General features: G+C 51.5%; 6 protein-coding genes. All 6 read right to left on the minus strand.

Annotated features, from left to right (window positions below):
* Nucleotides 1-605: 605 nt before the first annotated feature.
* Entirely contained in the window at nt 606-1028 is a 423-nt protein-coding gene (locus tag BV390_RS29860; protein ID WP_032072095.1) for a nickel resistance OB fold protein NcrY, read from the minus strand.
* A 161-nt stretch (nt 1029-1189) separates the two neighbouring features.
* Complete coding sequence (locus tag BV390_RS29865; protein ID WP_004196366.1) at nt 1190-2320, minus strand: Ni(II)/Co(II) efflux transporter permease subunit NcrC; 1131 nt, start codon at nt 2318-2320, stop codon at nt 1190-1192.
* A 12-nt stretch (nt 2321-2332) separates the two neighbouring features.
* Nucleotides 2333-2602 (minus strand): nickel-sensing transcriptional repressor NcrB, encoded by a 270-nt coding sequence (locus tag BV390_RS29870; protein WP_004196355.1) that lies wholly within the window; start codon nt 2600-2602, stop codon nt 2333-2335.
* Between the two features lie 105 nt (nt 2603-2707).
* Complete coding sequence (gene ncrA / locus BV390_RS29875) at nt 2708-4006, minus strand: nickel resistance membrane nickel efflux protein NcrA (RefSeq protein WP_004196314.1); 1299 nt, start codon at nt 4004-4006, stop codon at nt 2708-2710.
* A 233-nt stretch (nt 4007-4239) separates the two neighbouring features.
* The gene (locus BV390_RS29880) at nt 4240-4998 is read right to left on the minus strand and encodes a hypothetical protein (RefSeq protein WP_004196325.1); all 759 of its coding nucleotides are present in this window, start codon (nt 4996-4998) and stop codon (nt 4240-4242) included.
* A 53-nt stretch (nt 4999-5051) separates the two neighbouring features.
* Complete coding sequence (locus tag BV390_RS29885) at nt 5052-5876, minus strand: class I SAM-dependent methyltransferase (protein WP_223174912.1); 825 nt, start codon at nt 5874-5876, stop codon at nt 5052-5054.
* Between the last annotated feature and the right edge of the window lie 160 nt (nt 5877-6036).

Here is a 6036-nt window from a genome sequence, read left to right on the forward strand (position 1 = left end):
TATCAGACACCGTCTGAATTTGCAGCGGGCTGGAGAAAGGGTCATTCTGAGAATGAAGATTCCGACGTTACTAACTGAGTGTTGTATCTAATCGTGGGGGCAGGTCAATTACTATGTTAAACGATCATATTGAGACAGTTATGGATTTGTTTAACGGATCCAGACATCTAATCATTGCTGGAATTGTTCTAATTTATCTGGTGTTGATATGCCGTATAGTCAGTCATTATGAGGTTTATGCGGTAATGAACCGTAGACAGACATCATCCAGAGCTGGTAAGTATGAAGATGAGGACTCGGATTTAGCTAACCTTCTCATAAGCAAGAGTAAGGTTTCTCTGTGTTTAGACGTCATTACATTAGTATTGATTACATTTTTCACTGTAATGATGTATGTGTCAGCCTGAGTTTGTTGTGTTCATATTGGCATTTGGTATATCTGGCCATAGCCACACCAAACCACAAAACGTGTAAAATCAATAACTTAGTACGCATAATGCGGCGTTATGGTAAATAGCCTATGCTAATGTCCGCTAAGAGCGAGAAGCGGACGTTTGGTTGACGAACTATATATATAAAAAAACATAGCCCGTCAGAATTGTGTTTTAGGGTTTGCTGATAACTGCAACATATAAAATTGAACCATCATTTTCATGGCTTACCGGTCCACTGACCCGTACCAGGTCCTGAGCATCGAAGTGCTGCCCGTTCCAGACTTTCTGCGGGATGCGGACTTTGATGGTACCGGTTGGGTCGCGGAACGTATACCACTCGTCCTGCTGCTGGCTGACAACATTGCCTTCCAGTGTGATCCACGCCCCTTCGTGCATTGACGATACGATCTGAATCCGGCTTTGACTATTCTCCTGCTGAACTTTATGACCGGCATACATGTGCTCAGTGACGACAGGCTCTTTCTCTGCGGAGAAGCCACCTTGCGCTGCCAGAGCAGGAATGGCGATGAACGAAGTGAGTAACACTCCGGTGACGAACTGACTGAAATATTGTTTTTGCATAGCAGATTCCATTTATAATTTTACATCCCCCATGGGGGATATTGTCGATGATAAATGAGCGGCTATAAAAGCTCAATTCCTATCCCCGGCAGGGGGATAAAAATATGATGGGCTTCAGAAATATAAAACCCACCGGTTGGTGGGTTCAGGCGTGAGATTCATACAGGAGAAAATCAGCTCGTTACGCCGATCCAGCCGTGATAGCCCATGTAAATGCCGACAAGTGCAATCAGTACGCTTGAGAAGTATGGAGCCCGCCGCGCCAGCGTATCCAGGCCACTCCAGCGTTTGGTTGCCTGACGAACGCTGAAAGCCGCCGCTGCGCCCACTGAAACCAGCGTGATCGCTAAACCGATGCTGAAACACAGTACCAGCGCGGCACCGAGCGTAAATTCCTTCACCTGGATGCAGAGCAGCAAAACGGTAATGGCTGCCGGGCAAGGAATAAGGCCGCCGGTCAGGCCGAACAGGATTATTTGTCCGGTGGTTACGCTGCGATTCGCAAAACGTTTTTTGATGTCGTTCGCATGCGCTTTTTCGTGAGCATCCTGATATTCGCGAGAATTAACATCCAGACCTTCCAGCGAGGAATGATCGTGGTCGTGTTCATGTTCACGGAATTCCACATCATAATCATGCACATGGCCGCGATGGCCTAAAGACAGGCGAACATCAAAGCTGTGTGGCTCCGGGATCGCCAGGGCCGATTCCATAAACCCGTCTTTTTCGACGAAATCAAATACCTGTGAAAATGTCCCTGGACCACGGTTGGTCACCAGAGAAATGTCGCGAGCTTCCCATTTCTTGCCGCTGAGCGAGCGTAAACGCCAGTGAGGGGGTTGTCCTTCTTCGAAAATCGAGAGTTCAACGCTGCCATGGCCCGTATCGATGATGCGGGTTTCGTCATGATCGTGATGACCGTGGCTGTGTTCCTCTTCCTGCTCCATCTTCCACAGCTTTTCGCCGCGCCAGGTTCGCCAGAACATCCATGCCGCCGTACCGAGAATGATGACGGCGGAAATCAGCTGAAACCAGGGTTCGGCTGATTCAGCAGTGAATTTCTGACTGATATACATTCCGCCGAACGCAATGAGCCAGACAACAGACGTATGAGAAATTGTCGCGGCAAGCCCCAGTAATACCGCTTGCTTGACCGTTCCCCGGATGGCCACAATAAAGGCGGCCATCATCGTTTTGGAATGCCCTGGCTCCAGTCCGTGAAGCGCACCGAGCAAAATAGCGCTGGGGATGAACAGCCAGGCATTGGCCACGCCTTGCTGTAAAAGAGTGGAAAAATCAGTCATGTTTCGCTTGCCTTAAAGATATTTAGTTATCTCTTTAAATTCGCTAAGCGTCTTATCAGACTCCGTGTGGTCAGCATGAAGGGCATCCTCCAGGCAGTGATCCAGATGGTCATGAATTAAGGTACGCTTCGCATTCGTTATCGCCTTTTCCACAGCGTGCAGTTGCTGGGCGATATCCAGACATGCTTTCTCATCTTCGAGCATCTGGATGGTACTTTTCAGGTGCCCTGCGGCACGTTTAAGTCTTTTAATAATGTCAGGGTGTGATGCATGAACGGTCATGGTTTATCCTCTCCAGGTGGAAGGGATAAGATAATGTGTATCAACGCCATGGTCACACTTTTTATCGGCTTATCCTCTCCTGATACGTTGTCTTTTTTTGGGAAATTACTTCTCTTTCTTCGGCCAGGACGGATGTTCATCGTCAATGACGAAATCATGCTCATGGGTCGATTCGTTGTTTGTTTCCGGGTCTTTGTGGCTGTGAACCTGAGCGTACACTTCATGCTCAGGACGCCAGATAAGTACGGCGGTGACCAGCGACAATGTTGCCACAACAGTCAGGGCGATGAATGAAGCCTGTGTCCCCCATGCCGCACCAACCCATCCGGCCAGCGGATAAGTCACCAGCCAGCATGAATGTGACAGTGCAAACTGGGCGGCAAACAGCGCCGGTCTGTCTTCCGCTGTTGACGAACGGCGCAGCAGGCGACCACCCGGTGTCTGAGAAAGTGAATAGCCCACCCCCAGCAGTGCCCAGAGCACAACCAGCGTGATGTAATCCTTCAGGAAAATGCCTGACCCCAGGCCAATGACTAAAAGCGCCGTACCTGCAAGCATCGGCATACGGTCGCTCATGTTGTCGAGGAGTCTGGGGAGAACCAGGGCCGATACCATGGACCCCACGCCGAAGAAGGCCAGCGCAATAGCGGTAGACCGCTGTGAGAAACCAAAGTCCGCCTGAACCAGAACGACGGTGTTGACGATAACCATTGCACTCGCTGCCGCTACGGCCATGTTGAGTGCCAGCAGGCCGCGCAGTCTGGGCGTTTTCAGGAAGATGCGCATACCTCGTGTAGTTTTGTCATAGATGCTGCGTTTGACCGTTAACGCTTTCATCTTCGGCAGTGTCACGGAAACAACCAGAGCTGCTGAAGCAAGGAACCCGACTGCCGTACCGGCAAACAGGTTGTGGAAACTCATGACCGTCAGCAGTGCAGCCGCCAGCATAGGGCTGATGACGCTTTCAAGATCGTAGGCCAGACGTGACAGAGACAGCGCCCGGGTATATTCACGTTCGTCAGGAAGAATATCCGGGATAGTTGCCTGGAAAGTAGGCGTAAACGCCGCCGAGGCAGCCTGAAGAATGAAGATCAGGATGTAGATTTCCCATATCTGGGTGACAAAAGGCAGCGTGATAGCCACGAGAGCGCGAACCAGGTCCAGTGTTACCAGCATGGTGCGACGCGGGAATTTATCGGCAAAAGCCGCCGCCACGGGCGCAACAAGAATATAGGCGCTCATTTTGATAGCCAGCGCGGTACCCAGCACTGCCCCGGCTCTGTCACCTGCGAGATCGTAGGCCAGTAACCCTAACGCAACGGTCGCCAGACCGGTGCCAATAAGGGCGATAACCTGTGCCATAAACAGGTGGCGATAGGTACGATTAGAAAGAATGTTGAGCATCAGGAAATCTCTTGGTTTGAAATCACATCCCCCCCAGGGGGATATTCAAAGCATAGAGGGACCTGAAAAAAATGACAAGCTTTATCCGGGTGAGGAGGATACTGATTCGTCTGTTATCTTGGATGTTAAATAAAAAAGCTTCAGGTATCCCAGCGTTATACCTGAAGCAGCATAAAAAGTGTCGAAGGTGTTATCGCCGCTTCCCTGCGCAGCCCCTCCTGACGAGAAGGGAATTAACTCAGTTGTCCCAGACAGGTTTTCAGGCTCAACCGGGTGGCTTCAATATCACTATGGATAATGGTGCACCAGTCATCACGGTTAGCCCGAATGACCTCCAGCCAGTTATTCAGTGCCTGATTAAACGCCATGGTTTTCTCGCGCTGCGGCCAGCTCATCTGGTTAGTGCTGTAAATGTCCTGCCCTGGCTGCGGCATTAGTACGGTTTGCTGCGTCGACATCCGGGAAGTCACCGGCCAGGTATCAGAGTTGCCATCCCAGGAAGGCATCACCGGGAAACCCGCTCCGCGCAAGGCCATATCCCAGGTGGCATCAAACAGGTATGTTTTGCCCTGTAGCTCAAAAGCCACAGTGTCATGAAATCCCTGTGTTTGCGGCAAAATTGCCAGAATATCCGCAGGTACAGGCAAATCAGCCCAGTCAAACCGCACCAGCTTTCGCTTTGCCGTAATGCCACCATCGGTCAGCAGTCGTTCGGCAGCAGCGGCTTTATGACGGCAGTCGCCAAAGCCCTGCTGAAACAGACTCATGCTTTCGCCATTCCATGCACCGAGCTGATAGGGTATCCGCCTGACCAGCTCAAAAATGGCTCTTCGCAGTTCAGTTGAGCCAGGTTTAAGCCCGAGCGACTGCAAAACCCAGCCCGGCGTTATCGCCTCTTGTTGATTGCGGCGGGTGTTTATTTTTTGCCATGTTTCACTGACTTTTTCAGCCAGAGAGGCTGCCAGGGTTTCCCCCGGCAGTAATGTTGTCATCAGCAACGCTCCTGTGGTGGTGAGAAAATGTCTGCGCGTCAACATATCGGGCGTTACACCTCTACGTTGCGACGAAGCGCCGACATAACCAGTGATTCACAGACCACTTCTTCATCCTCTGCCCGCTTTACGCCGGGGAAGACCATCTGACTTACCGGGGACGAACGAAGCCGGTGATAACGGGCAATCGCGCCATTCATTCCTCCCATTTGCTTACGTCTGACCAGCCGCAGTCCGTGCTCCCAGGCGACTTCATCCATCGCGCTCGCCAGAACAGGGTCATGGTTGAAGATCAGGACGCCATCCTCTTTCAGCAGGCGTGCAGCGCTGCGAAGGAAAGCCGTGTAATCCTGTTCGAAATAGGCCGCTGCCTGGGAGTAGATAATATCGACCTCACCTGCCTGAACACCTCTGTTTTCCAGCGCTCCCAGCCCGGCTGCTGTCACGTAAGGATGCTCAGTCACGCCTTTTGGCAGCGATGCATGCCACGGTGTGAGATTAGTGAAGTGCAGGAATACGCTTTCCCCAAGTTGCTCCCTGAACTCCCCGGAAAGCCCGGAAATCGTCGCCTGATGGCCGGCACATTCCTCAGCGCGAAAACCCGCCCAGGCGGCACCAATTTCCAGGAAGGTGACTTTCCCGTTTTTGTGGTGAATGTTTTTCGCATAGTGGGCGATGTCGAACCCAATTTCTCGCGCCAGGCGAAATGAACCGCCGCTGGATGTCCAGGGGCCATCAAAGCCAAAGGCAAGGATCGCTTTGAGCATCGAGCCCGTTTCCTGATGCATCATTTTCAGGAACGGAATGACTTTACGCCGTGAAGGAACCGGGACATTCGGACGCATTTTTTTGGCCTGAAGGTCGCGATTAACGCCCATGCAGAGCGTCTGCCAGTGCAGGGGATCAACACGATAATTGAGTGCAGTGAAATGGCACTGTTGCAAAGTTAGCGATGAGGCAGCCTTTTGTCTTATTCAAAGGCCTTACATTTCAAAAACTCTGCTTACCAGGCGCATTTCGCCCAGGGGATCACCATAA

The organism is Klebsiella sp. YJ, assembly GCF_002108615.1.
Lineage (GTDB): Bacteria > Pseudomonadota > Gammaproteobacteria > Enterobacterales > Enterobacteriaceae > Klebsiella > Klebsiella planticola.

Excerpts from the sequence above, each read along its gene's own strand:
- BV390_RS29860 (WP_032072095.1), bottom strand. The coding sequence starts at position 1,028 with ATGGAATCTGCTATGCAAAAACAATATTTCAGTCAGTTCGTCACCGGA.
- BV390_RS29865 (WP_004196366.1), bottom strand. The coding sequence starts at position 2,320 with ATGACTGATTTTTCCACTCTTTTACAGCAAGGCGTGGCCAATGCCTGG.
- BV390_RS29870 (WP_004196355.1), bottom strand. The coding sequence starts at position 2,602 with ATGACCGTTCATGCATCACACCCTGACATTATTAAAAGACTTAAACGT.
- ncrA (WP_004196314.1), bottom strand. The coding sequence starts at position 4,006 with ATGCTCAACATTCTTTCTAATCGTACCTATCGCCACCTGTTTATGGCA.
- BV390_RS29880 (WP_004196325.1), bottom strand. The coding sequence starts at position 4,998 with ATGACAACATTACTGCCGGGGGAAACCCTGGCAGCCTCTCTGGCTGAA.
- BV390_RS29885 (WP_223174912.1), bottom strand. The coding sequence starts at position 5,876 with ATGGGCGTTAATCGCGACCTTCAGGCCAAAAAAATGCGTCCGAATGTC.